General features: G+C 42.8%; 21 protein-coding genes and 2 tRNA genes. 21 read left to right on the forward strand and 2 right to left on the reverse strand.

What is annotated here, in order from left to right; all coding sequences use genetic code 11:
- The first annotated feature begins 91 nt into the window (after positions 1-91).
- The 7 genes from Q4533_RS08070 to greA all read left to right on the forward strand — a co-directional run bounded on the left by Q4533_RS08070 (position 92) and on the right by greA (position 9,189).
- Positions 92-1,315: a DEAD/DEAH box helicase gene (locus tag Q4533_RS08070; protein ID WP_102477154.1), complete on the forward strand. Its 1,224-nt coding sequence runs from the start codon at positions 92-94 to the stop codon at positions 1,313-1,315.
- A gap of 150 nt (positions 1,316-1,465) precedes the next feature.
- Complete coding sequence (locus tag Q4533_RS08075) at positions 1,466-2,257, forward strand: M48 family metallopeptidase (RefSeq protein ID WP_303502573.1); 792 nt, start codon at positions 1,466-1,468, stop codon at positions 2,255-2,257.
- A gap of 107 nt (positions 2,258-2,364) precedes the next feature.
- A complete protein-coding gene (locus Q4533_RS08080; RefSeq protein WP_102437925.1) occupies positions 2,365-2,979 on the forward strand; it encodes an FKBP-type peptidyl-prolyl cis-trans isomerase in 615 nt (204 codons plus the stop codon).
- 51 nt (positions 2,980-3,030) lie between these two features.
- Positions 3,031-3,843, forward strand: a complete 813-nt coding sequence (gene dapB, locus Q4533_RS08085) for a 4-hydroxy-tetrahydrodipicolinate reductase (protein WP_303412135.1) — start codon at positions 3,031-3,033, stop codon at positions 3,841-3,843.
- 182 nt (positions 3,844-4,025) lie between these two features.
- Entirely contained in the window at positions 4,026-5,183 is a 1,158-nt protein-coding gene (gene carA / locus Q4533_RS08090; RefSeq protein ID WP_303502574.1) for a glutamine-hydrolyzing carbamoyl-phosphate synthase small subunit, read from the forward strand.
- Positions 5,184-5,210: 27 nt separating this feature from the next.
- Positions 5,211-8,435 carry a carbamoyl-phosphate synthase large subunit gene (gene carB, locus Q4533_RS08095; protein ID WP_102477158.1) on the forward strand — a complete coding sequence of 1,075 codons (3,225 nt, stop codon included), beginning with the start codon at positions 5,211-5,213 and terminating at the stop codon, positions 8,433-8,435.
- Between the two features lie 277 nt (positions 8,436-8,712).
- Positions 8,713-9,189: a transcription elongation factor GreA gene (greA, locus tag Q4533_RS08100; protein WP_076542843.1), complete on the forward strand. Its 477-nt coding sequence runs from the start codon at positions 8,713-8,715 to the stop codon at positions 9,187-9,189.
- A gap of 132 nt (positions 9,190-9,321) precedes the next feature.
- On the opposite strand, the gene yhbY is transcribed toward greA, so the two are convergent.
- The gene (gene yhbY, locus Q4533_RS08105) at positions 9,322-9,621 is read right to left on the reverse strand and encodes a ribosome assembly RNA-binding protein YhbY (protein WP_076542846.1); all 300 of its coding nucleotides are present in this window, start codon (positions 9,619-9,621) and stop codon (positions 9,322-9,324) included.
- A 90-nt stretch (positions 9,622-9,711) separates the two neighbouring features.
- Between yhbY and rlmE the strand changes: the two genes are divergently transcribed.
- From rlmE to rpsO, 14 genes are all read left to right on the forward strand, one after another.
- Positions 9,712-10,341, forward strand: a complete 630-nt coding sequence (gene rlmE / locus Q4533_RS08110) for a 23S rRNA (uridine(2552)-2'-O)-methyltransferase RlmE (protein ID WP_055023704.1) — start codon at positions 9,712-9,714, stop codon at positions 10,339-10,341.
- 54 nt (positions 10,342-10,395) lie between these two features.
- Complete coding sequence (gene ftsH, locus Q4533_RS08115) at positions 10,396-12,357, forward strand: ATP-dependent zinc metalloprotease FtsH (RefSeq protein ID WP_241904025.1); 1,962 nt, start codon at positions 10,396-10,398, stop codon at positions 12,355-12,357.
- Positions 12,358-12,492: 135 nt separating this feature from the next.
- Positions 12,493-13,332, forward strand: a complete 840-nt coding sequence (folP, locus tag Q4533_RS08120; protein WP_102437915.1) for a dihydropteroate synthase — start codon at positions 12,493-12,495, stop codon at positions 13,330-13,332.
- Positions 13,333-13,411: 79 nt separating this feature from the next.
- Positions 13,412-14,755, forward strand: coding sequence for a phosphoglucosamine mutase (glmM, locus tag Q4533_RS08125; protein ID WP_303460041.1), 1,344 nt, complete (start codon positions 13,412-13,414; stop codon positions 14,753-14,755).
- A gap of 151 nt (positions 14,756-14,906) precedes the next feature.
- Positions 14,907-15,689, forward strand: a complete 783-nt coding sequence (gene tpiA, locus Q4533_RS08130) for a triose-phosphate isomerase (RefSeq protein ID WP_076542857.1) — start codon at positions 14,907-14,909, stop codon at positions 15,687-15,689.
- Between the two features lie 4 nt (positions 15,690-15,693).
- Positions 15,694-16,017 (forward strand): preprotein translocase subunit SecG, encoded by a 324-nt coding sequence (secG, locus tag Q4533_RS08135; RefSeq protein WP_076542859.1) that lies wholly within the window; start codon positions 15,694-15,696, stop codon positions 16,015-16,017.
- Positions 16,018-16,147: 130 nt separating this feature from the next.
- A tRNA-Leu gene (locus Q4533_RS08140) sits at positions 16,148-16,233 on the forward strand.
- A 74-nt stretch (positions 16,234-16,307) separates the two neighbouring features.
- Positions 16,308-16,384 (forward strand) — tRNA-Met (locus Q4533_RS08145).
- A 170-nt stretch (positions 16,385-16,554) separates the two neighbouring features.
- A complete protein-coding gene (gene rimP, locus Q4533_RS08150; protein ID WP_076542862.1) occupies positions 16,555-17,010 on the forward strand; it encodes a ribosome maturation factor RimP in 456 nt (151 codons plus the stop codon).
- A gap of 29 nt (positions 17,011-17,039) precedes the next feature.
- On the forward strand, positions 17,040-18,539 hold the full coding sequence (gene nusA, locus Q4533_RS08155) for a transcription termination factor NusA (protein WP_076542863.1): 1,500 nt from the start codon (positions 17,040-17,042) through the stop codon (positions 18,537-18,539).
- A gap of 25 nt (positions 18,540-18,564) precedes the next feature.
- Complete coding sequence (gene infB / locus Q4533_RS08160; protein ID WP_102477160.1) at positions 18,565-21,195, forward strand: translation initiation factor IF-2; 2,631 nt, start codon at positions 18,565-18,567, stop codon at positions 21,193-21,195.
- Positions 21,196-21,254: 59 nt separating this feature from the next.
- A complete protein-coding gene (rbfA, locus tag Q4533_RS08165; protein ID WP_102439559.1) occupies positions 21,255-21,680 on the forward strand; it encodes a 30S ribosome-binding factor RbfA in 426 nt (141 codons plus the stop codon).
- The gene (truB, locus tag Q4533_RS08170) at positions 21,680-22,624 is read left to right on the forward strand and encodes a tRNA pseudouridine(55) synthase TruB (protein WP_102520105.1); all 945 of its coding nucleotides are present in this window, start codon (positions 21,680-21,682) and stop codon (positions 22,622-22,624) included. The genes rbfA and truB overlap by 1 nt, the downstream gene beginning before the upstream one ends.
- 177 nt (positions 22,625-22,801) lie before the next feature.
- Positions 22,802-23,071 (forward strand): 30S ribosomal protein S15, encoded by a 270-nt coding sequence (gene rpsO, locus Q4533_RS08175; protein ID WP_076542867.1) that lies wholly within the window; start codon positions 22,802-22,804, stop codon positions 23,069-23,071.
- Positions 23,072-23,184: 113 nt separating this feature from the next.
- Here the strand turns inward: rpsO and Q4533_RS08180 are convergent, their stop codons facing one another.
- Complete coding sequence (locus Q4533_RS08180) at positions 23,185-25,221, reverse strand: bifunctional diguanylate cyclase/phosphodiesterase (protein WP_303502575.1); 2,037 nt, start codon at positions 25,219-25,221, stop codon at positions 23,185-23,187.
- Between the last annotated feature and the right edge of the window lie 355 nt (positions 25,222-25,576).

Below are 25,576 nucleotides of genomic sequence, written 5' to 3' on the forward strand. Positions count from 1 at the left end.
ACTTTGCAGGCTATTAAACAAACACAGCTTAAGACAATGACGTCAGTGTGCGGTAGACTGCATCTCATTGCTTCTTTGGATCACTATTTCGATGTCTTTTTTACAGTTAAACCTCAATCCAAGCCTTATCTCAGCTTTACCTAAGCAATTAACAGCGGCCACTAAAATTCAAGCGCTGGCCATTCCTGCTGTGTTATCAGGTAAAGATGTATTGGCTTTAGCACAAACAGGGAGCGGTAAAACTTACGCCTTTGGTTTGCCTATGCTGCAAGCTATTGATCTAGATAAAGCTGACCCTGTTCAAGCGCTAGTAATTGCGCCGACTCGTGAGCTGGCTAATCAGGTTTATCAAACGCTTAATCAGGTTGCGAAGCCTTTAGGCATAAAGGTGCAGCTTTTATGTGGCGGCATTGATGTTGAAGCCCAAGTCGCTGATTTGAAGAGACCGCCGCAGATTATCATCGCCACCCCATCAAGGTTAGTGCAGTTTATAAAGCTGGAACATGTGTCTTTATCAGCGCTGAAGTTGTTAGTACTTGATGAAGCAGACCGGTTATTAGATATGGGCTTTTGGGCAGACATTAAAACCATAGTGCAGCAAACGCCGGTAAATAAGCAGACACTATTATTTTCAGCCACCATAGATGACACAGTAGCTAAACAAGTTAGTGTGATTTTGAAACATGATCTGATCCGTATTGAAGCTGATAAAGCCAATTCAGTGGTAGATCACATTGAAGAGCAGCTTTATTTGGTCAATAAAGGCAGTAAAGCACAAGCACTGATTGCGCTAATAAAGCAGCATCAATGGCAGCAAGTGTTGGTGTTTAGCAATACTAAAGATAGCGCAGATGCACTAACCAAAAAGCTGGTAAAAGCTGGAGTTAATGCGGCAGCATTGCATGGCGATAAAGAGCAAGCGATACGCACTAAAACCTTAAAGGACTTCAAATCAAAGGCGTTAACCGTATTAGTGGCAACTGATGTGTTAGCCCGCGGTATAGACATTGATGCATTACCTGTGATTATTAATGTGGATTTACCCGCAAGCGCAGCAGTGTATGTGCACCGCATTGGCCGCACGGCAAGGGCGGGTGCTAATGGTTTGGCGCTATCGTTAGTGTGTCATGGTGAATCTGATGCACTACAAGCTATCAGAACCTTAACTGAGCGCGCGCTGCCAACACTCGTCTTAGCAGATTTCCCGGTGACGGATAAACCGAGTTCGGGTAACAGTCAACGGCCAAAAAAAGATAAGCAAGCAAATCGCCGCAGTCAGAAAAAGCGCAGTATTAAGGACTTTAAAGGTAAATAAACACCAAGGTAAGCTGCTGTTTTTAGTGATTGCTGAGCTAAAAATGACTTACAATAGCGCGCAATAGGTTCATTTGTAATCAATCTATTGAGTACTAAATATATGATGAACTATTGCCAACGCTCACAAAATAATAAAAGGATAATTATTATGAAAGCCGTTTTTTGGGGGCTATTTGCCACCATTATTATCTCAGGTTGCGCAACCCACAAATCCCCAACTGGCCGCAGCCAAATGCTGTTATTTGATGAGTCTCAAATGTCGCAAATGGGGGCGCAATCATTCGATGCGATGAAAAAAACGGAAAAAATCAGTACCGATAAACAGCAAACCGCCTATGTGAACTGTGTTGCCAATCGCATTACTGCAGTATTACCTGATCAAAGCTTAAACTGGGAAGTTGTGTTATTTGATTCAGATCAGATAAATGCTTTTGCACTGCCTGGTGGACATATTGGCGTGTACACAGGATTACTTAAGGTGGCGAGCGATCAAGACCAGTTAGCGACAGTAATAGGTCATGAAGTAGCCCATGTGCTAGCAAGGCATGGTAATGAGCAAGTTTCGCGTTCACAAATGACCAATGCAGGTATGCAAATGGCTGATATAGCCCTAGGTGCTGGCGGCGTGGCCAATAAAGATCTTTATATGGCGGGCTTAGGCTTAGGTGCGCAAGTCGGTATTTTATTACCCTTTGGCCGCGATCAAGAAAGTGAATCCGATGAGCTTGGTTTAGAGTTAATGGCTAAAGCGGGTTTTAATCCTGCTAAAAGCGTTACGCTTTGGCAAAATATGGCCAAAGCCGGTGGTGAACAAGGCCCTGAGCTATTTTCAACCCATCCATCTCATTCGACACGTATTGCCGATTTAAAAGCCCTTCAAGCTAAAGTGACACCAGTGTATCAAGCAGCTCTAAAGAATACGCTTGCCAAGTGTCATTAAGGCTACTGAAAAATAGTCATAATCGAGGTAGATTAGCACCCATCAGCAACGAAAGTGTGGTAAACTGCCCCGCAAATTTTAACCGATGAATTAAGAGTAAATACGATATGTCAGAGTTCAACACAATGGAACAGCAAGCAAGTTACGGTGTAGGTCGTCAAATGGGTGAGCAATTAGCTGCTAACCCTTTCGAAGGCATCGATATCCCTGCTGTACAAGCTGGTCTAGCTGATGCATTCGCTGGTAAAGAAAGTGCTGTAGCTATGGAAGACTTACAAGTTGCTTTCACTGAAATCAGCCGTCGTTTACAAGCTGTTCAAGAAGAAGCTGCTGCTGCAGCATCTGCTGAAGGTGAAACATTCCTAGCTGAAAATGCTAAGCGTGAAGACATTATTGTTACTGAGTCAGGACTTCAATACGAAGTTATCACTCAAGGTGAAGGCGAAAAGCCAACGCTTGAATCAACTATTCGTGCACATTACCACGGTACTTTCATCAACGGTGAAGTATTCGATAGCTCTGTAGCTCGTGGCGAGCCTGCTGAATTCCCAGTTTCTGGTGTTATCGCTGGTTGGACTGAAGCATTACAACTAATGCCTGTTGGCACTAAGCTTAAACTATTCGTTCCACAACACTTAGCTTATGGCGAACGTGGTGCTGGCGCTTCTATCCCGCCATTCTCGGCGTTGGTATTTGAAGTCGAATTATTAGCAATCGTTTAATGAAAAGCGCCTAAGTTTACTTAGGCGTTTTTGTATCACTGGGAGAAGTAAATGACTGCAAAAGTAAGAGTCGCTGTTGTTGGTGCCAGTGGCCGTATGGGTCGCACACTGATTGAAGCTGCAAAGCAACATGAGGTGATATATTTGGGTGCTGCTATTGAGCGTACAGGTTCAACACTGATTGGTGTTGATGCTGGTGAGCTTGCTGGTGTTGGTACTATGAATGTCGCGATTACAGATTCATTAGATATTGCATCAGAACATTTTGATGTATTAATTGATTTTACCTCTCCAGAGTCGTCGTTGGTTCACCTTGATTGGTGCGCTAAAAACCATAAGGCGATTGTGATTGGTACTACTGGGTTCAATCATGCTCAAAAAGAGTTGATTGGTGCTTATGCTGAGCAAACACCGGTTGTGTTTGCACCGAATATGTCAGTAGGCGTTAACTTAACGCTGAAACTATTAGAGTTAACGGCAAAAGTAATGGGTGATTATACCGATATCGAAATCACCGAAGGCCATCATCGCTTTAAGAAAGACGCCCCTTCAGGGACTGCATTAAAGATGGGCGAAGTTATCGCTGAAACTTTAGGTCGTGATCTTGAAGAGTGTGCTGTATATGGTCGTGAAGGTATGACTGGCGAACGTGATAGAAATACCATTGGTTTTTCTACTATACGTGCCGGTGATATTGTTGGTGATCATACGGTGATGTTTGCAGATATTGGTGAGCGAGTTGAAATAACGCATAAAGCCACCAGTCGAATGACCTTTGCAAATGGCGCAATGCGCGCCGCCTATTGGCTATCCGATCAAGATGCTGGTCTTTATGACATGCAGCAAGTATTGGGACTCAATTAATATTTAAAAAAACCACCGTTGGTGGTTTTTTTTTGGGAAAATATTGTTCCCAAAAAAACATAACTCAAGCATAGACGCTTACACATAATTCATATAGAATCGCTGGAATTTGCCAAATTTTCGTAATTTTGTAAATCTGTAGAAATTAAAATTCAATAATTTCAGTGGTTTGACTCTTATTTTTGGAGGTCGCGTTGACACAGTCTGCCTTACTCGTACTCGAAGATGGAACCGTATTCTCTGGCACAGCAATTGGTGCCGATGGACTTACTGTTGGTGAAGTCGTTTTTAATACTTCAATGACAGGTTATCAAGAGATTTTAACGGATCCGTCATATTCTCGCCAGATTGTCACTTTGACTTACCCGCACATTGGTAACACCGGAACAAACGATGAAGATACCGAATCTGATTCAGTTCATGCCTGTGGTCTAATCATCCGAGATCTCCCTCTATTAGCTAGCAACTTCCGTAATCAACAATCCTTAAGCGATTATTTAAAAGCGAATAATGTTGTTGGTATCGCTGATATCGATACCCGTAAATTAACTCGTATTTTACGTGAAAAGGGTGCCCAAGCCGGTTGTATTATGGTCGGCGATATCGATGAAGCTAAAGCATTAGCAGCAGCCAAAGCATTCCCTGGTTTGAAAGGCATGGATTTGGCTAAAGAAGTGACCACAGAGTCGACCTACCAATGGCGCAAAGGCACTTGGCGCTTAGTGGGTGGTTTACCGGACGAAACTCCAGCGTCAGAGCTTAAGTTTAAAATTGTTGCTTTTGATTATGGTATCAAGCGCAATATTTTACGCATGCTAGTTGACCGCGGTTGTGATGTTACTGTTGTCCCTGCACAAACACCGGCAGCTGAAGTATTAGCAATGAATCCTGATGGGATTTTCCTATCAAATGGCCCTGGCGACCCAGAGCCATGTGATTATGCGATTACGGCTATCCAAGAAATTTTAAAAACTGAAATCCCAGTATTTGGTATTTGTCTTGGTCACCAATTACTTGCATTAGCATCTGGGGCAAAAACTTTGAAAATGAAGTTTGGTCATCATGGCGCTAACCACCCGGTAAGTAATATTGAAAAAGGTAATGTGATGATCACCAGTCAAAACCACGGTTTTGCTGCTGATGAAGCGACGTTGCCTGCGAACATCAAAGTGACTCACAAATCGTTATTTGATGGGTCTTTGCAAGGTATTCACCTTACTGATAAACCAGCGTTTAGTTTCCAAGGTCACCCAGAAGCAAGCCCTGGACCGACCGATGCGTCACCACTGTTTGATCACTTTATTGAGTTGATTGAACAATATCGTCAAAACGCTAAATAGTTAGGTCATTCGGAGAATAGATAAGCAATGCCAAAACGTACTGATATTAAAAGTATTCTGATCCTAGGCGCTGGCCCAATTGTGATTGGTCAAGCCTGTGAATTTGACTATTCTGGCGCACAAGCGTGTAAAGCGCTGCGTGAAGAAGGTTATCGAGTTATCTTAGTTAACTCTAACCCTGCAACCATTATGACTGATCCAGAAATGGCTGATGCGACATACATCGAGCCAATTCACTGGGAAGTTGTGCGTAACATTATCGCTAAAGAAAAACCTGATGCGATTTTGCCAACTATGGGTGGCCAAACCGCACTTAACTGTGCACTGCAGCTAGAAGCTGAAGGTGTACTAGAAGAGTTTAACGTTGAAATGATTGGCGCGACAGCTGACGCAATTGATAAAGCTGAAGACCGTAGTCGTTTTGATACTGCAATGAAGTCAATTGGACTTGACTGTCCTCGTGCTGGTATTGCCCATACAATGGAAGAAGCTTACGGTGTTTTAGACCAAGTTGGCTTTCCGTGTATTATTCGTCCATCTTTCACCATGGGTGGCAGTGGCGGTGGTATTGCGTATAACAAAGAAGAGTTTGAAGACATTTGTTCTCAAGGCCTTGAGTTATCGCCAACTAGCGAGCTGCTAATCGATGAGTCACTAATCGGTTGGAAAGAGTACGAAATGGAAGTGGTTCGTGACCGCAATGATAACTGCATCATTGTGTGTGCCATTGAAAACTTCGATGCCATGGGCGTGCATACCGGTGATTCAATCACTGTTGCACCAGCGCAAACACTGACCGATAAAGAATACCAATTAATGCGTAACGCTTCTTTAGCGGTACTGCGTGAAATTGGTGTTGAAACCGGTGGTTCAAACGTTCAGTTTGGTATTTGTCCAAACACTGGCCGTATGGTCATTATTGAAATGAACCCGCGTGTTTCTCGCTCTTCTGCGTTAGCTTCTAAAGCAACCGGTTTCCCGATTGCTAAAATCGCCGCGAAATTAGCGGTAGGTTTCACCTTAGACGAGCTAATGAATGATATTACTGGTGGTCGCACCCCAGCATCATTCGAGCCTGCAATTGATTACGTTGTGACTAAAGTGCCGCGCTTTAACTTTGAAAAATTTGCTGGCGCTAATGACCGTTTGACGACGCAAATGAAGTCAGTGGGTGAAGTCATGGCCATTGGCCGTACTTTCCAAGAGTCATTACAAAAAGCATTACGTGGACTTGAAGTTAACCGTAACGGTTTTGACCCGATTGTTGACCTTGCATCGCCTGAAGCAATGCAAACAATTCGTCATGAGTTAAAAGAGCCTGGTTGTGACCGTATTTGGTACATTGCTGATGCCTTCCGCGCTGGTCTAAGTCGTGATGATATCTTCAAGCTAACTAATGTTGATCATTGGTTCTTAGTCCAAATTGAAGATCTTATCGCCCAAGAAGCTAAAGTGGCTGAAGTGGGGATGTCAGGTCTTAACGAAGCCTTCTTACTGCAACTTAAGCGTAAAGGTTTCTCTGATGCACGTTTAGCACACATCTTAGGTGTCAGTGATAGCGAAGTGCGTAAAATTCGTGACCGCTTTGATATGCACCCAGTGTATAAGCGTGTCGATACCTGTGCGGCAGAATTTGCCACAGACACTGCTTACATGTACTCAACTTACGAAGAAGAATGTGAAGCCGCGCCATCAACCCGTGAAAAAATCATGATTCTTGGTGGCGGCCCTAACCGTATTGGTCAAGGTATTGAGTTTGATTACTGTTGTGTTCATGCGGCATTAGCATTGCGTGAAGACGGTTACGAGACCATTATGGTTAACTGTAACCCTGAGACAGTTTCGACCGATTATGACACCTCAGATCGCTTGTACTTTGAGCCAGTGACCTTTGAAGATGTGCTTGAAATCGTTCGTATTGAGAAGCCAAAAGGCGTTATCGTACAGTACGGTGGTCAAACACCGCTAAAACTGGCACGTGAACTAGAAGCGGCAGGTGTACCGATTATTGGTACAAGCCCCGATGCCATTGACCGCGCTGAAGACCGTGAGCGTTTCCAGCAAGCGATTCAACGTCTTGAAATGAAGCAACCTGAAAACGATACCGTAACAACGGTTGAAGGTGCGGTACTTTCTGCTGCCCGTATCGGTTACCCGTTAGTGGTTCGTCCATCTTATGTATTAGGTGGACGCGCAATGGAAATCGTTTATGACGAGCAAGACTTACGTCGCTACTTCAATGAAGCAGTAAGCGTATCTAACTCATCACCAGTATTGCTTGACCGTTTCCTCGATAATGCCATTGAAATCGATATCGATGCAGTTTGTGACGGCGAAATCGTGGTTGTGGGTTCTATCATGGAGCACATTGAACAAGCGGGGGTTCACTCAGGTGACTCAGGTTGTTCGTTGCCGCCATACAGCTTAAGCGAAGATGTTCAAAACCGTATGCGTGAGCAAGTGGCTAAATTAGCCATGGAGCTGGGCGTAATTGGTTTGATGAACGTTCAGTTTGCGGTTAAAGATGACGAAATCTACATGATTGAAGTCAATCCACGTGCTGCGCGTACAGTGCCATTTGTCTCTAAAGCAACCGGTATCCCGCTAGCGAAGATTGCTGCACGTGTAATGGCTGGTCAAAGCTTAGCATCGCAGAACTTCACTAAAGAAGTGATCCCACCATACTTCTCAGTAAAAGAAGTGGTATTGCCGTTTAACAAGTTCCCAGGTGTTGACCCAATGCTTGGCCCCGAAATGCGCTCTACAGGTGAAGTTATGGGTGTGGGTGAAACCTTTGCTGAAGCTTATGCTAAAGCCCAGCTTGGCGCCACAGCTGAAGTACCTAAGTCTGGCCGTGCATTAATTTCTGTGCGTAACAGTGATAAAGCGCGTGTGGCTGAACTTGCAGCTGAACTGATTGAGCTAGGTTATCAAATTGATGCAACTCATGGCACTGCAGTTATTCTAGGTGAAGCAGGTATTAATCCGCGTCTAGTTAACAAGGTACATGAAGGCCGTCCACATATTCTCGACCGTATTAAAAATGGTGAATACACTTACATCATTAATACCACTGAGGGGCGTCAAGCGATTGAAGATTCTCGTCAAATTCGTCGTGGTGCACTGCGTTATAAAGTGAACTACACCACAACATTGAATGCTGCATTTGCTACCTGTATGGCCCATTCAGCAGATGACCGTAATAACGTCAATTCAGTACAAGAATTGCATGAACGAATCGCTAAAAGTTAATAATATTTAATTTAACGTCGATTCGGTTAAAAAGGCTGCAGTCATGCAGCCTTTTTTATTACTATTTTTTGACACTCACTAGTAACTACTCGCAAGCTTATGTAAGCTTAGCTATCATCATTTGCTAGCCCTTCAGCGCGCGAGACTGTTTTGTTGCCACATGTCGCTATAAGTGAATGTGAGCATGACGACTCGACGTTTAATAATATAGATTTTACTGTGTTGATATGCGTGTCGACACGGGGTGCTTTTGTTTTTAAAGGAGACATAAGACATTATGAATACCGTCCCTATGACGATCATCGGAGCTGAACAGCTGCGTAAAGAATTAGATGAATTAAAATTTGTGCGTCGTCCAAGCATTACTGAAGCTATTGCTTCTGCACGTGAATTAGGCGACTTGAAAGAAAATGCTGAATATCATGCAGCCCGTGAAGAACAAGGTATTTGTGAAGCACGTATTCGTGATATTGAAGGCAAGTTATCAAATGCACAAATCATTGATGTGACATCAATGCCAAACAATGGCCGAGTGATTTTTGGCACAACAGTGACCATTGTCAATGTTGATACCGATGCAGAGTCAACTTACCGTATCGTCGGTGATGATGAAGCAAACATTAAAGAAAATCTTATTTCAGTGAATTCACCGATAGCGCGGGGATTAATTGGTAAGAACCTTGATGATGAAGTTGCCATTACCACACCTGGTGGCACCGCAGAATATGAAATTATCGCTGTAGAATACGTTTAATAAGTTACGACTTAAGACTGGTTTGCTATAGCGATAAAAAAACCACTGCATGGCAGTGGTTTTTTTAGGTCATATTCAATACCAGTTAATCAACAATCGACTAATATTAAGTAACCCAGATGTTTGACGAAATTATTTTGCTTTTGGAACGGCAATTTTCATTTCAGCAGACTGACGGAAAATAACTAAGGTGTGACCGATAAGCTGTACTTTGGTAGATTGAGTTTCGCGAATAATCGCGTCAACTACAGCATTTTTAAGCTCTCTATCAGAAGAGCCTACTTTCACTTTAATTAGTTCATGATGAGTGAGTGCACTATCAATTTCAGCCAGTACACCTTCGGTCAAACCATTAGCACCAAGCAGCACTACAGGCTTTAAATTATGCGCCAGGCCTTTTAAATGCTGTTTTTGTTTGGTTGTTAAGTTCATTTGTACCAACTTTTTAAATGTTACTGTTGAAAAACGGCTATTCTACCCTTATATAAGCATGATGTAACTCCAAATCGTTACGGAATTTAAATGGCAACGAAGAAACGCTCGGCAAGTTCAAGCCGATGGATGCAAGAACATTTTGATGATCACTATGTAAAACTGTCTCAAAAGCGAGGTTTACGCTCTCGAGCTGCATTCAAGTTGGAAGAAATCCAACAAAAAGACAAATTAATTAAACCTGGTATGACAGTAGTAGACTTAGGCGCAGCGCCTGGCGGTTGGTCTCAAATTGCAGTTAAACTAGTGGGAGAAAAAGGTAAATTAGTCGCATGTGATATTTTACCTATGGATCCCATCGTGGGCGTCGACTTTTTACAGGGCGATTTCCGTGAAGAAAAAGTACTTGATGCTTTACTTGACCGCGTTGGTGAAGATAAAGTTGATGTAGTACTATCAGATATGGCGCCTAATATGAGTGGTTCAGATGGTGTGGATCAACCAAGGGCAATGTATTTAGTAGAATTAGCATTAGATATGTGCCATCAAGTTTTGGCATCTAATGGTAGTTTTGCAGTCAAAGTTTTTCAGGGGGAAGGCTTTGATGAATATATGAAAGCAGTGCGACAAGCTTTTACAACAGTGAAAACACGCAAACCAGATTCATCACGACCACGTTCACGTGAAGTTTATATAGTGGCGACTGGTTACAAGTTATAGTAGTCTAACGATTAATTATCGTGGGTCTTCAAGAGGTCTAACAATTTGAGTGACATGGCAAAAAATTTAATTCTCTGGGTTGTCATCGCCGTCGTGTTGATGTCAGTGTTTCAGGGCTATTCCCCCTCTTCTTCGTCAACGCAGAAGATGGATTATTCCGTATTCTTAGATAGTGTCCGAAACGGCAATATCAATTCGGTAGAAATTAAAAGTGATCAACGTACCATTGAAGGAGTAAGACGCTCTGGAGAGAAGTTCACTACAATCATGCCAATGTATGACCAAGATTTAATCAATGATCTTGATCGTAAAGGGATTTCAATGAAGGGGCAAGAAGCTGAAGAGTCAGGCTTCCTAACCCAAATCTTTATCTCTTGGTTCCCGATGCTGTTATTAATTGGTGTGTGGATATTCTTCATGCGCCAAATGCAAGGCGGTGGCGGTAAAGGCGCGATGTCATTTGGTAAGAGTAAAGCCAAATTGATGAGCGAAGACCAAATTAAAACCACTTTTGGTGATGTTGCAGGTTGTGACGAAGCAAAAGAAGACGTAAAAGAATTGGTTGATTACCTAAAAGAGCCAACCCGTTTCCAAAAGCTTGGTGGCCGCATTCCTACCGGTGTTCTTTTAGTTGGCCCACCGGGTACGGGTAAAACCTTACTTGCAAAAGCCATTGCTGGTGAAGCTAAAGTTCCGTTTTTCACTATTTCTGGTTCTGACTTTGTTGAAATGTTTGTCGGTGTCGGTGCATCACGTGTACGTGACATGTTTGAGCAAGCTAAAAAGTCTGCACCATGTATCATCTTTATCGATGAAATTGATGCTGTAGGTCGCCAACGTGGCGCTGGTGTTGGTGGCGGTCACGATGAGCGTGAGCAAACCTTGAACCAAATGCTGGTTGAAATGGATGGTTTTGAAGGTAACGAAGGTATTATTGTTATTGCTGCGACCAACAGACCAGATGTGTTGGATGCTGCATTGCTACGTCCAGGTCGTTTTGACCGTCAAGTGGTTGTTGGCTTACCGGATGTTCGTGGTCGTGAACAAATTTTAAAAGTTCATATGCGTAAAGTACCGTTAGCAGATGGTGTCAAAGCCAGCGTTATTGCTCGTGGTACCCCAGGGTTCTCAGGTGCTGATTTAGCAAACTTGGTGAATGAAGCTGCGCTATTTGCTGCTCGGGGTAATCGCCGCGTAGTGAGCATGGAAGAGTTTGAAAGTGCTAAAGACAAAATCATGATGGGTGCTGAGCGCCGCACTATGGTGATGTCTGAAGATGAAAAAGAAATGACCGCATACCATGAAGCAGGTCATGCGATTGTTGGTTGTTTAGTGCCTGAGCATGATCCTGTGCATAAGGTTACTATTATTCCACGTGGCCGTGCATTAGGTGTGACTTTCTTCTTACCTGAAGCTGATGCAATTAGTCAAAGTCGCCGTAAACTTGAAAGCCAAATTTCAGTTGCCTACGGCGGACGTTTAGCGGAAGAGATGATCTACGGTACAGAGCGCGTATCGACAGGTGCTTCACAAGACATTAAATATGCAACGTCAATTGCACGTAACATGGTGACCCAGTGGGGCTTCTCTGAAAAATTAGGCCCGGTACTTTATGCTGAAGATGAAAACGAAGTATTCCTAGGACGCAGTATGGGTAAAACCCAACATATGTCCGACGATACCGCCCGTATCATCGATGCCGAAGTAAAACACTTAATTGATTCAAATTACGATCGTGCGCATACTTACTTAAATGACAACATGGATATCCTCCATGCCATGAAAGATGCGTTAATGAAATTTGAAACCATCGATGCCGATCAAATTGATGATTTAATGAATCGTCGCGAAGTTCGTCAGCCAGCCGATTGGGATGCTGATGACTCAATTGATGATAAAGATAAAGGCACGCCTGCAAACGCGACAGAGACTAAAGCTGACTCTGAAGCAGCAGACGCAGATAAAGCAGATGATAAATCAGAATCGACACCAGATACTGATGCGCCTGCTAAATAACGCTGAGTTAAATTAACGTAAAAAACCCCGAAAGGGGTTTTTTTATATTTATTGCTTTGTGAACAAAAGTATTTTAATTCAGCTAATAGAGTTAAATATTATCTAACTCATTAAATTGAGTATAAGTGAGGTTGTGTGTTTGAACTTAAATCGGGAGATAAAACCCTCTCGCTAGCGAGTCCGATTGTTATGGCTATCATTAATGTAACCCCAGATTCTTTTTCTGATGGCGGTCAACATGCCACGTTTGAAAGTGCTTGTCAGCAAGTTGATAAAGTCATCAGTCAAGGGGCTAAAATAGTTGATATTGGCGGCGAGTCAACCAGACCAGGTGCTACAGCAGTTACTTTAGAAGAAGAGCTCGCTAGAGTTATTCCTGTCATCGAATATACTGCCCAAAACCATGATGTGTGGATTTCAATCGATACCAGTAAGCCGCAAGTCATGGAAAAAGCAGTTGCTGCAGGCGCCCATATTATTAATGATGTTCGTGCGCTACAAGAGCCCGGCGCGCTGGCAATGGCAACTATGCTCGATGTGCCCGTATGTTTAATGCATATGCAAGGGCAACCAAAAGATATGCAAGACTCACCAGAATACGACGATGTTATCCAACAAGTTAATGACTTTTTGTCGCTAAGGGTAGATTATTGTTTAGCAGCAGGTATGTCTCGAGAAAATATCATTTTAGATCCAGGCTTTGGCTTTGGTAAAACTCTTGAGCATAATTATCAGCTGTTAGCCAAGTTACCGGAACTACATAGTTTGCATTTTCCCGTGCTGGTAGGTTTATCAAGAAAAAGCATGATCGGGGATTTATTACAGCGTGATATTAATAATCGCTTAGCGGGTAGTCTTGCTGGGGCGATGATTGCGGCGCAGCAAGGGGCGCAAATTATACGGGTACATGATGTTGAAGAAACCGTGGATGCACTCACTGTGATGTCAGCGACAATGGCAAGTTTACATAACTAACCTTTTCAGTCATTTTAAACATGCATTTTTTGCCTAGGTTACGTTATCAAGTGGTATGAATTCACTTTGAGAGGTACACATGCAGCAAAGACAATTTTTTGGAACTGATGGTATTAGGGGCAAGGTCGGCGCGGGTAAAATGACCCCCGAGCTTGCTCTTAAGCTTGGCTGGGCAGCGGGAAGGGTGCTTTCACGCAGTGGCACCAAGAAAGTGATTATCGGTAAAGACACACGGATTTCGGGTTACCTGTTTGAATCCGTACTGGAAGCCGGCTTATCTGCCGCTGGCTTAAATGTATTATTGGTTGGGCCTATGCCGACGCCAGCTATTGCTTATTTAACCCGAACTTTTAGGGCCGAAGCTGGCATTGTTATTAGTGCCTCCCATAATCCCTATTACGATAATGGTATTAAGTTTTTTTCAGCTGACGGCAGTAAGTTAGATGATGCGCTTGAATTAGAAATAGAGCATGAACTTACCAAAGACTTAGTTTGTGTTGAGTCTCATTTATTGGGCAAAGCGGCAAGAATTGATGATGCAGCAGGGCGCTACATTGAATATTGTAAAGGTCATTTCCCTGCTGAGCTGACTTTAGCTGGGCTTAAAATTGTGGTTGATTGCGCTCACGGCGCAACATATCACATTGCTCCTAGTGTTTTTAAAGAGCTTGGCGCAGAAGTGATCACCATTGGTGATAAACCTAATGGATTAAATATTAATGACAATGTTGGCGCGACATCCATGGCGTCAATATGCGAGCAAGTGCTGCTAGAACAGGCTGATGTCGGCATTGCCTTAGATGGCGATGGTGATAGGATCATGATGGTGGATCATCAAGGTAATGTGATTGATGGCGATCAAATTCTTTATGTGCTTGCCGCTAATGCGCTTAATAATGGCACTTTGAAGGGCGGGGTTGTTGGCACCTTGATGTCAAATCTAGGCTTGGAGTTGGCGCTTAAGAGATTGAATATCCCCTTTATGCGCTCAAAAGTAGGTGACCGTTATGTCATGGCGTTGATGCGTCAACACCACTGGCGTATTGGCGGCGAAAGCTCTGGACATATACTCGATTTAGATCACGGCACGACAGGGGACGGTATCGTGGCGGGAATTTTAGTGTTAGCGGCAATGCAGCAGCAACAATTATCGTTAGCACAGTTGGTTAAACCGCTAAAAATGTTGCCTCAAGTATTAATTAATGTCACTTTTAATAGTGAGACTGATCCATTATCAGCGTCAGCGGTCATCACTACCCTGCAGCATGTAGAGCAGCTATTAGGTAAAACCGGTCGAGTTTTACTTAGAAAATCCGGCACTGAGCCCTTAATAAGGGTGATGGTTGAAGGTGAAGATGTGGCATTGGTCACATCTTTTGCACAACAGATTGCTGATGCAGTGCAACGCGTTAGTAAATCCTAAATGTTATATATTAATTGTTTATTTATTAATACTTAATCGTACCGAGTAAAAAAACAACACTCTGACACGTTATAGTAATTATTCCTAACTTAGGTATTGTAACTTGTTTGGTGGTTCGTTATTATTCACGCCGCTTTGAAAGGAGACAGTAATGGCACTCAGACGTCCTATGGTAGCTGGCAACTGGAAAATGAATGGCAGTTCGGCTTTAGCCCAAGAGTTATTCAGCAAGTTCGCTACAAAGCTCCAAAATGATTCTGCTGAAGTAGTTTTGTGTCCACCTTCAATTTACCTTGAAAGTGTAAGACAACTACTTGAAGCAAATAAGCAAACCTTAGATGGCGCGCTTGTAAGAATGGGCGCACAAAACCTTAGTCAGCATGACTTTGGAGCCTACACTGGTGAAGTTTCCGGTAAAATGCTAAAAGATTCAGGATGTCGATATGTGATTATCGGCCATTCCGAACGCCGTCGTATGTATGGCGAAACAAGTAATATCGTTGCAGAGAAATTTGCTGCAGCACAGAAACATGGTTTAACGCCGATTCTTTGTGTTGGTGAATCTGGTCCAGCTCGTGAAGCAAGACGTACTTTTGAAGTGATTGCCGAAGAGTTAGACATTGTGATTGAAAAGAATGGCACCATGGCTTTTGATAATGCCATTATTGCTTACGAGCCTTTATGGGCTGTAGGTACTGGTAAGAGTGCAACTCCAGAGCAGGCACAAGAAGTCCATGCGTTTATTCGTCAAAGACTTTCTGAAGTGTCACCGTTCATCGGAGAAAATATTCGTATTTTGTACGGTGGTAGTGTTACGCCTTCAAATGCAGCCGATATTTTTGCACAGCCAGATGTTGATGGTGGACTGATTGGCGGTGCTAGCTTAAACTCTAGCGAGTTTTTAAGTTTATGTTCCATAGCGATGAGCGCTTAATATTATGTATGAAGTTTTAATTGTAGTTTACTTGGTTGTTGCGATTGGTCTTGTTGGCCTAATCCTTCTTCAGCAAGGTAAAGGTGCTGATATGGGTTCTTCTTTTGGTGCTGGTGCATCAGGAACTCTATTTGGCTCCGGCGGTTCAGGTAATTTCCTGACACGTAGCACAGCTGTGCTAGCAATTGGTTTTTTCACTTTAAGCCTAGTATTAGGTAACTTAAGTGCTAACCATTCAAAGCAAGATGATGCATGGAATGATTTAGGTTCTGCAGTAGAGCAAGTTGAACAAGCTCCTACTCAAACTGAAACAAAGATTCCAGACTAAACAACAAATTGAGGCAACATAGTTTGTTGCTTCCATTAAGTTTTGTCTCTATTAGCTAAGTTAAGTTTCCCTCTCTCAAACTTAACCTTAACCTCAAATTAGCTAATAGAAAATAGTAACAGTTACATATGCGGATGTGGCGGAATTGGTAGACGCGCCATCTTGAGGGGGTGGTGAGCTATGCTCGTGTGGGTTCAAGTCCCACCATCCGCACCAAATTTGATTAATCAAAGTTAATTGGATTAATCATTGCAAGAGAAGACGTAAGTTAATATAATTGCGCAAGTTGACGCGGGGTGGAGCAGTTTGGTAGCTCGTCGGGCTCATAACCCGAAGGTCGTCGGTTCAAATCCGGCCCCCGCAACCAGCTTATTGTCGATTGATTTTACGAAATTGCGTAAAACATTCTTCAATTAAAAGGTTCTATATTAAGACCTCGTCATTACGGGGTTTTTTGTTATATGGAGCTTGGTAACTCCGTGATTATACGGACTTTTTTGGGGCTTATGCCCTTTTTTTCGTTTTTGGGGGTCATTTTTGGCAACATTAGAAACTAAACTGACAGAAATGCTGACAGTACCTGTTGAGGCTATTGGTTTTCAACTTTGGGGTATTGAGTTTGTCCATGCTGGGCGTCATTCAATATTACGTGTATTTATTGATGGTGAAAGTGGTGTCAATATCGAAGATTGTGCCGAAGCCAGCCGTCAAGTTAGTGCTGTTCTAGATGTTGAAGACCCAATCTCGACAGAATACACATTAGAAGTTTCTTCGCCTGGGGTTGATAGACCTTTATTTACTGCAGCGCAATACGCTGCATATATTGGCGAAGATGCAAAAGTACAATTGACGATGCCAGTAGCGGGTAGTCGTAATTTAAAAGGTGTCATCACGGCAATCGAAGGGCAAATGCTAACGATAAACGTAGATGGTGAAGATTTGATAGTGGCTTTAGATAATGTACGCAAAGGCAACATTATTGCGAAGTTTTGATAGTTTCAAGGTGAACGAGGCAAGACATAATGAATAAAGAGATTCTGCTAGTCGCAGAGGCGGTATCAAATGAAAAAGCCGTCCCGCGTGAAAAAATATTCGAAGCGCTAGAAATTGCTCTAGCCACTGCAACTAAGAAAAAGTATGAAGGCGAAATTGAAGTTCGCGTTGCTATCGACCGTAAAACTGGCCACTACGACACTTTCCGTCGTTGGATGGTTGTCGATGATCAAGGTGAAGCTTTAGAAAACCCTTACAGCGAAATCACACTTGAAGCTGCGCGATATGAAAATCCAGAAATTCAACCTGGTGAGTTCATCGAAGATGAAATCGATTCAGTTGTGTTTGACCGTATTACGACGCAAACCGCGAAGCAAGTTATCGTACAAAAAGTACGTGAAGCTGAACGCGCTCAAATCGTTGAACAGTTCATTGAACGTGAAGGCGAGATTGTTACTGGTGTCGTTAAGAAAAGCACCCGTGAAAGCGTTGTTGTTGATCTAGGTAATAATGCTGATGGTGTTATTTACAAAGAAGACATCATTAGCCGTGAATCATTCCGTCCTGGTGACCGTGTACGTGCTTTACTTTATGCAGTTCGCCCAGAAGCTCGCGGTGCGCAGTTATTTTTAACGCGTAGCAAGCCTGAAATGATCATTGAGTTATTCAGAGTAGAAGTACCTGAAATCTTAGATGAAGTGATTGAAATCATGGGTGCAGCACGTGACCCAGGCGCTCGCGCTAAAATCGCCGTGAAAACCAATGACAAACGTATCGATCCTATCGGTGCTTGTGTTGGTATGCGTGGCGCACGTGTTCAAGCTGTTTCAAATGAGTTAAGTGGTGAGCGTGTTGATATCGTTATGTGGGATGACAATCCAGCACAATACGTTATTAACGCAATGGCACCTGCTGATGTTGCTTCAATTATTGTTGATGAAGACAACCACTCAATGGACATTGCTGTTGAAGCAGACAGCCTAGCACAAGCGATTGGTCGTAATGGTCAAAACGTACGTTTAGCGACTCAGTTAACAGGCTGGGAATTAAACGTAATGACTGTTGAAGACCTTAACAAGAAGCATCAGGCTGAAAGCGCTAAAATCGTTAACTTATTTGTTGAAACACTTGAAGTTGACGAAGATTTTGCAACAGTACTTGCAGAAGAAGGCTTTACGTCTTTAGAAGAAATTGTTTACGTACCTGAAACAGAATTATTAGACATTGATGGTTTTGACGAAGACATCGTAACTGCGCTACGCGAACGTGCAAAAGCGGCGATTTCAACTAGAGCATTAGCGTCAGAAGAAGCACTTGATGGTGCTGAACCGGCTGCAGATTTATTAGCGTTAGATGGTTTAGAAAAGCATTTAGCATATGTTCTTGCAAGTAAGGGTGTAATTACCTTAGAAGACTTAGCGGAACAAGGCATTGACGATTTAATTGATATTGAAGAATTGACAGAAGAAAAAGCAGGTGAGCTCATCATGGCTGCCCGTAATATCTGTTGGTTTGGCGAAGAAGCATAAGTCGATCAACAGGGGGATTTAATTGATGGCAGATACAAGTATAGATAAATTGGCCGCGGAAGTGGGCAAAAATGTAGACAGACTGATTGAACAGTTTGCCGACGCAGGGATCAAGAAAACCAAAGCTGATTCAGTTTCAGAAGCTGAAAAGCAAACATTGCTTGATCACTTGAAAAAGCAACACGGTGGCGATCAAGCGCCGCAAAAAATGACATTACAACGCAAAACCGTTTCAACACTCAGTGTTAATGCCGGTGGCGGGCAATCTAAAGACGTTAAAGTTGAAGTACGTAAAAAACGTACTTTTGTTAAACGTGACGATAGCGATGCAGCGAAAGAAGCTGAACTAGCAGCGCAAAAGCAGCAAGAAGCAGAAGCTGCGGCGAAAGCTGCTGCAGAAGCTAAGGCTAAAGCGGACGCAGAAGCGAAAGCGAAAAAAGATGCAGAAGCTAAAGCAAAGAAAGAAGCTGAAGCGGCTAAAGCCAAAGCAGCTAAAGCTGAAGATCCTGAGTCTGCTGCTGCGCAAGTAGAAGCTGATCGCCTTAAAGCGGTTCAAGAAGCGACATTAAAGAAAAAGCAAGAAGAAGAAGCGGCATTAGCTGCTGAAACTGCTCGCAAGTTAGCTGAAGAAAACTCAAAGCGTTGGGCTGAAGAAGAGCGTCAACGTATTGAAGCTGAAAAGAACGGTGATCACCATGTGACTACCTCTAAAGCGGCGCGTGCTGCTGAAGATACTTCAGATGCTAACGATGAAAAACGTGGCCGTCGTGCACGTAACAAGAATGCTAACAAGAAACGTGGTGGCAAAGGCGGTCGTGATAACCGTAGCAATGCTGCACGTAACAAGAGCACTGCTCCTGAATCTATGGCACATGGTTTCAACAAACCTGTTGCTGTGGTTAAAGGCGAAGTACGTATCGGTGAAACAGTATCTGTTGCTGAACTTGCTCAACGTATGTCTCTTAAAGCCACTGAAATCATCAAGCAGATGATGAAAATGGGCTCTATGGTTACCATTAACCAAATCTTAGACCAAGAAACAGCACAAATGGTTGCTGAAGAAATGGGTCATAAGGTTATTCTTCTTCGTGAAAACGAATTAGAGCATCAAGTACTTGGTGATCGTGATGAAGAAAATGTGGTACTAGAGACTCGTGCTCCAGTCGTTACCATCATGGGTCACGTCGACCACGGTAAGACTTCATTACTTGATTACATTCGTCGTGCCAAAGTTGCTGACGGTGAAGCCGGTGGTATTACCCAGCATATTGGTGCATACCATGTAGAAACTGAAAATGGCATGATCACTTTCTTAGATACTCCTGGTCACGCGGCGTTTACGTCAATGCGTGCTCGTGGTGCTAAAGCAACTGATATTGTTATTTTGGTTGTGGCTGCAGACGATGGTGCTATGCCGCAAACTATCGAAGCGATTCAACATGCTAAAGCTGGTAACGTGCCGTTAATCGTTGCAGTGAACAAAATGGATAAGCCAGAAGCTGACCCAGAGCGTGTTAAGAGTGAATTAGCTCAACACGGTGTTATGTCTGAAGATTGGGGCGGCGAACACATGTTCGTAAACGTTTCGGCTAAAGCGGGTACCGGTATTGACGAATTACTTGAAGGCATTTTACTTCAGTCTGAAGTATTAGAGCTTAAAGCTGACCGTTCAGGTATGGCTGCTGGTGTTGTTATTGAATCTAAATTGGATAAAGGTCGTGGCCCAGTTGCTACTGTACTTGTTCAAGAAGGTACTTTACGCCAAGGCGATATCGTTCTATGTGGTCTTGAGTACGGTAAAATCCGTGCAATGAAAGACGAGAACGGTAAAGCAATTACTGAAGCTGGTCCATCAATCCCTGTAGAGATCTTAGGTCTTTCAGGTGTACCTTCAGCTGGTGACGAAGCAACAGTTGTTCGTGATGAGCGCAAAGCACGTGAAGTTGCACTTTATCGTCAAGGTAAATTCCGTGATGTTAAACTAGCACGTCAGCAAAAATCTAAGCTTGAAAACATGTTCGCGAACATGACCGAAGGCGAAGTGCAAGAACTTAACATCGTTCTTAAAGCAGACGTTCAAGGCTCACTTGAAGCAATTTGTGAATCATTAGCTAAACTGTCTACTGATGAAGTTAAAGTTAATATCATCGCTCGTGGCGTTGGTGCATTAACTGAAACTGATGCTACGCTAGCTGCAGCTTCAAATGCCATCATGGTTGGTTTCAACGTGCGTGCTGATGCACAAGCGCGTAAGACTATCGATTCTGAAAGTGTTGATTTACGCTACTACAGCGTTATCTACGACTTGATTGATGAAGTTAAAGCGGCGATGACGGGCATGCTTGCTCCTGAATTCAAGCAACAAATCATTGGTCTGGCAGAAGTTCGTGATGTATTTAAGTCGCCTAAGATTGGTGCAATTGCCGGTTGTATGGTTACCGAAGGTACCATCAAGCGTAGCGCTCCTATCCGTGTACTACGTGACAACGTGGTTATCTACGAAGGTGAGCTAGAATCATTACGACGCTTTAAAGATGACGTTGCTGATGTTCGTAACGGCATGGAATGTGGTATCGGTGTGAAGAACTACAATGACGTCCGAGTGGGCGATCAGATTGAAGTCTTCGAGACGGTCGAAGTGGCCCGAACGCTGTAACACAGAAAGGGCGGCGTAAGCCGCCTTTTTTATTTATATAAGGCTATGGTAACAATATTATGGCAAAAGAATTTAGTCGTACTCGTCGAATCGCGCAGCAGCTGCAACAAGAGCTTGCTATGGTGTTACAGCGCGATATGAAAGACCCTCGCATCGGTTTTGTTACAGTAAACGATGTTGATGTGTCACGAGATTTAAGCTACGCAAAAGTATTTGTGACCTTCTTTGAAGAAGATCGTGAATTAGTCGATCAAAAAGTCGAAGCACTTGCTGCAGCAGCTCCTTACATCAGAACACTAATTGCTGGCCGCATGAAGCTACGTGTTATGCCTGAACTACGTTTTGTCTATGACAGTTCATTAGTTGAAGGTATGCGTATGTCTAACTTAGTAAGCCAAGTGATTACGAGTGATAAGGCAAAGCAAGAAAAGTTTGGTTCTGAAGAATCAACTGACGCTGAAGAAAATACAGAAGGAAAAGACTAATGGCTCGTCGTCGCAAAGGGCGTTTTATTGATGGCATAGTGCTATTAGATAAAGGAACTGGCATCAGTTCTAACCATGCTTTGCAACGTGTCAAACGTCTCTACCAAGCTAACAAAGCCGGCCATACTGGCGCTTTGGATCCATTGGCAACCGGGATGCTACCTATTTGTTTAGGTGAAGCAACCAAGTTTTCTCAACATTTACTTGATGCTGATAAGCGTTATTTAGTGACGGCCAAGTTAGGTGAAAGAACTGATACCAGTGATTCTGACGGTGAAGTTGTGCAGATAAGACCTGTCAATTTTACCCAAGAAAAGCTTGAAGTGTCACTTGAACACTTTCGTGGTAAAACCATGCAAGTTCCTTCTATGTATTCGGCATTAAAGTATCAAGGTCAGCCTTTATACAAATATGCACGTGAAGGCATTGAAGTCCCCCGTGAAGCCCGACCAATTAATGTGTTTGAGTTGCTATACGTCGGCTTAGAAGGTGATGAGTTAACCTTAGACATTCATTGTTCTAAAGGTACTTATATTCGCACCATCGTTGATGATTTAGGGGAAATGCTAGGCTGTGGGGCCCATGTCATTATGCTTAGACGTACTCAAGTTGCTGACTATCCATATGAAAAAATGGTGACCTTAGAGCAATTGATGGCGATGGTAGATGAGGCTGAAAAGTCTGAAATACCTTCAAGTGATGTATTAGACCCATTACTATTACCAATGGATACCGCGGTCGCGAACTTTGCTGAAGTAAATTTACCTGAGACCAGTGCTCAGTATATTTTACAAGGCCAACCTGTTCAGGCTGAAGGTGTGCTAGATGATCAACTTCTACGGATCACTTTAGGTGAGTCAAGAAAGTTTATTGGCATTGGCTTTAAAAATGATGATGGCTTACTCGCACCCAAAAGATTAGTGGTTGACCACAGTCAAGAGTAGTGGCTCTAACTTGTTAGTTTAATCTATATCAATCTGTATATTTTACTGTGGCAAGATTGCCACAGTCGGATATGCAGATTTTTTATTGCGGTAAGCTGCGCTTTCGGTTAATATATCGCGCCCTCAGGCTGAGTTAGTGATCGGCTTGAGATAATTTAATTTTTTCTGGAGATATTTATGTCACTAAGTAATGAACAAAAAGCTAAAATCGTAGCTGAATTCGCACGTTGTGAAAACGACACTGGTTCAACTGAAGTACAAGTAGCTTTATTGACTGCACAGATTAACCATCTACAAGGTCATTTCAAAGAGCACATCCATGATCACCATTCACGTCGTGGTCTACTACGTATGGTTAGCGCACGTCGTAAGCTTACTGCTTACCTTAAGCGTACTGACGTAGCTCGTTATACTGCTCTAATCCAGAAGTTAGGTTTACGTCGTTAATAACGACGTTTAATTTGCTTATTGCTTGCGGTAAGTAGATCAAACCGTAAAAAAGGAGGCTATGCCTCCTTTTTTATTGGCTAAAATAAATGTAGTTTAACTAGCATTCTTGTTTACGCCTGCTCTACCTTTACCTGCTGCTCACCAAAATAGCGCGCTTCAAACTCGTCTTGTGGTAAAGGTTTACTAAATAGAAACCCCTGACCAACTTGGCAATGATGTTGTTGTAGCCATGCCAGCTGCGCTTGGTTTTCAATCCCTTCTGCAACAATATCCAGATTTAGCTGTTGCCCTAGCATTAGAATAGTGGAGGCGATGGCGCCATCATGGGGTAAGTCAGAGACAAAGCAGCGGTCGATTTTCATTGTGGTAATAGGCAAACGGCGTAAATAAGACAAAGATGAATAGCCGGTACCAAAATCATCCACGGCAATACCAAAACCGGCACTTTTAAGTTGTTCGAGTTTAGCGATGGCTTGAGTGATATCATTCATCAGTGATGTTTCGGTTATTTCGATTTCCAATAACTCGGGGCGAATTTGATAACGTAGCGCCAATTGTTTGATATCGGATACCAAGCTTGCATCAGCAAACTGCTGTGAAGCGACATTTACCGCAATGGGAATGACGCGATTGTATTTTTTCTCCCACTCACGGAGCAGCTTACAACTTTGTTCAATAACCCATCTGCCGATGGGAATGATAATGCCAGTTTCTTCAGCGATAGGAATAAACGCCATGGGTGGCACAAGTTTGCCGTCTTTTTGCCAGCGGATTAAGGCTTCACAGCCGACAATTTCATTAGTTTTAAGATCTAATTTGGGCTGAAAATAAAGCCTAAATTCATTTCGCTTAAGCGCATTGTGTAAAGAGGCCTCGGTTTTTAATCTAAGAGCGGCATGTTCGGTCATTTGCTGCTTGAAAAAGGCCCACTGGTTTGAACCCGCGGCTTTAGCGCTATACATGGCAATATCGGCGTGCCGGATAAGATCCTCAGCGCCTTGGCCATCTTCAGGGTATATCGCAATACCAATCGAGGCCGCAGGGTGAATCGTATGCTCATTCAGCTGTATTGGCATATTGAGTTGCTTTAACAGCTGTTCAACGAAATCAGCGGCGTGTTGCGGGGTTTTTATTTCATCTGCAACGATAACAAACTCATCACCTCCTAGGCGGGCCACGCTGCCTTTATCAGCGATGCCCGATTCTAAAATTCGGGCTATTCTTACAAGGAATTGATCACCGATAGTATGCCCTAAAGAGTCATTTACATTTTTAAATCTATCGAGGTCAATAAATAATAGTGCGAATTGGCGTTTGTGAACGCGCGCACGTTGTATGGTGACACTTAATGTTTCAAGTAGTAGGGTTCTATTGGGCAAATTAGTGAGAGGATCTCGGGTGGCCATTTTTCGTAATTTGTTTTGAGCCTGACTGAACTGCAATAAGATTTGATTTAATTTTGTGGAGACAAGTCCAAGCTCGTCATCTTTATGGGCACAGGTTATGGGAATGAGGTTTTCATCCGGTAATTCAGGATCAATGTTATCAATGGCTTCGCTGATCTGCGCGATTGGCTGAGTGAGGAATCGGTGAAACACAATCGTGAGCACTAAAGTGAGCAATAAGGCTCTGGCTAAGGTGGCGATAAAACTTAACTGAAGTCGGTTAAACAAATTATTGGTCATTGCTTGAATATCGTAATGGATAGATAAGGTGCCAATTTGTTGCTGTTTTTTATCGCCCTCAAAATAGTGCGGTCGATACAAAGGTCGTGAGATTTCCTTTAACTCATCAAAGAGCAAGTAACTCAAACTGTCATAGTAAGTTGGATATCGTTTGGCCTGATGACTTGCTTCAACATACAAGGAATTGTCATCTAAGGTGATGATAGCAGAACGAATATCATCAATTTTTACAATACCTTCTAAGTTTTGCTGGGTCTGTTTGTCATCTAAAGCCCACACCACATTAGATATGGTTTGTTCAACAGAATTGACGAGTTCTTGCTGGGAGGCCTGGATTTGCTGTTTGGTGGTAATAACAACCAGTGCAAGCTCGACAATAAAAATAGCAATAGCAAAAAATAATGCTGTGAACACCACTAAATTTGTTTGCTTCCATGTCAAAGACTTAAACTGTGGCGGCATTATTTTATTTCCATTTGCAATAACGTTGAGCTTACTTTTGTTGGCGGGCTAACAAAATCTTAAATTACCTAAAAAACCTGCTTGTTATTGTTAGGTATTTTCTACCTTTCACTGTAGATAAATTTGTTCAAAAAGTCATTAAGTATAGCGTTTAGCCCAAGGATTAAAGCCTATTTTTCGGCCAGGGCATTGTTATTATCATTTTATATTGCCATGAGATATGAATTCATATAACCATATCGACCTTAAAAGGCAAAATATAAATTATTTTTTAGACTGATATGGCGATGACCTTTAACTATTATAAAAAATTGAAGTATACTTGTGCGCGTAATTTAAAGGTCAATAATTAAGG

Origin of the sequence: Shewanella sp. 6_MG-2023 (genome assembly GCF_030547195.1) — a bacterium.
GTDB lineage: Bacteria > Pseudomonadota > Gammaproteobacteria > Enterobacterales > Shewanellaceae > Shewanella.

What these genes read in the sequence shown, in the direction of transcription:
- Q4533_RS08180 (WP_303502575.1), bottom strand. Translation starts at nt 25,221, where the DNA reads ATGCCGCCACAGTTTAAGTCTTTGACATGGAAGCAAACAAATTTAGTG.
- glmM (WP_303460041.1), top strand. Translation starts at nt 13,412, where the DNA reads ATGCAGCAAAGACAATTTTTTGGAACTGATGGTATTAGGGGCAAGGTC.
- ftsH (WP_241904025.1), top strand. Translation starts at nt 10,396, where the DNA reads ATGGCAAAAAATTTAATTCTCTGGGTTGTCATCGCCGTCGTGTTGATG.
- truB (WP_102520105.1), top strand. Translation starts at nt 21,680, where the DNA reads ATGGCTCGTCGTCGCAAAGGGCGTTTTATTGATGGCATAGTGCTATTA.
- nusA (WP_076542863.1), top strand. Translation starts at nt 17,040, where the DNA reads ATGAATAAAGAGATTCTGCTAGTCGCAGAGGCGGTATCAAATGAAAAA.
- rbfA (WP_102439559.1), top strand. Translation starts at nt 21,255, where the DNA reads ATGGCAAAAGAATTTAGTCGTACTCGTCGAATCGCGCAGCAGCTGCAA.
- greA (WP_076542843.1), top strand. Translation starts at nt 8,713, where the DNA reads ATGAATACCGTCCCTATGACGATCATCGGAGCTGAACAGCTGCGTAAA.
- rlmE (WP_055023704.1), top strand. Translation starts at nt 9,712, where the DNA reads ATGGCAACGAAGAAACGCTCGGCAAGTTCAAGCCGATGGATGCAAGAA.
- carB (WP_102477158.1), top strand. Translation starts at nt 5,211, where the DNA reads ATGCCAAAACGTACTGATATTAAAAGTATTCTGATCCTAGGCGCTGGC.
- Q4533_RS08070 (WP_102477154.1), top strand. Translation starts at nt 92, where the DNA reads ATGTCTTTTTTACAGTTAAACCTCAATCCAAGCCTTATCTCAGCTTTA.
- secG (WP_076542859.1), top strand. Translation starts at nt 15,694, where the DNA reads ATGTATGAAGTTTTAATTGTAGTTTACTTGGTTGTTGCGATTGGTCTT.
- infB (WP_102477160.1), top strand. Translation starts at nt 18,565, where the DNA reads ATGGCAGATACAAGTATAGATAAATTGGCCGCGGAAGTGGGCAAAAAT.
- rpsO (WP_076542867.1), top strand. Translation starts at nt 22,802, where the DNA reads ATGTCACTAAGTAATGAACAAAAAGCTAAAATCGTAGCTGAATTCGCA.
- dapB (WP_303412135.1), top strand. Translation starts at nt 3,031, where the DNA reads ATGACTGCAAAAGTAAGAGTCGCTGTTGTTGGTGCCAGTGGCCGTATG.
- yhbY (WP_076542846.1), bottom strand. Translation starts at nt 9,621, where the DNA reads ATGAACTTAACAACCAAACAAAAACAGCATTTAAAAGGCCTGGCGCAT.
- tpiA (WP_076542857.1), top strand. Translation starts at nt 14,907, where the DNA reads ATGGCACTCAGACGTCCTATGGTAGCTGGCAACTGGAAAATGAATGGC.
- Q4533_RS08075 (WP_303502573.1), top strand. Translation starts at nt 1,466, where the DNA reads ATGAAAGCCGTTTTTTGGGGGCTATTTGCCACCATTATTATCTCAGGT.
- Q4533_RS08080 (WP_102437925.1), top strand. Translation starts at nt 2,365, where the DNA reads ATGTCAGAGTTCAACACAATGGAACAGCAAGCAAGTTACGGTGTAGGT.